A 382-nucleotide genomic window follows, 5' to 3' on the forward strand; every position below is an offset into this window, starting at 1 on the left:
CGGGAATGCTTACCAAGTGCCCTTCTTTGTAAAGCTCAAAGGACAACTGATACGAAGGATACGTTTCCGGTTGATTTATAAGCTCCGGCGCCTTGATTACGGCCTCATCCGCCACAATTACACTTGGGTCGTCTGCCTTCCCTTTCACGATTAGTCGGGTCTGTGCTTTAAGTACCCGATGCGGTTTCGCAATGGCGACTTCCAACTCAACAGGAATAAAACCATCAGCAGCTGGAATATTTTCTGGATGCGCGATTTTCCCATGTTCATCAAAAACGCCTAATGTATCACTAAACTTGTAAGTGACACCGACATCGGGAATGCTTACCAAGTGCCCTTCTTTGTAAAGCTCAAAGGACAACTGATACGAAGGATACGTTTC

The 382-nt window shown here is 46.1% G+C and carries 1 pseudogene; it reads right to left on the minus strand.

The window, feature by feature from the left end:
- Positions 1-382, minus strand: a pseudogene (locus JO375_RS08625) (hypothetical protein); the annotation flags it as partial.

Source organism: Paenibacillus farraposensis (assembly GCF_020736845.1).
Taxonomy (GTDB): Bacteria; Bacillota; Bacilli; order Paenibacillales; family Paenibacillaceae; genus Paenibacillus; species Paenibacillus farraposensis.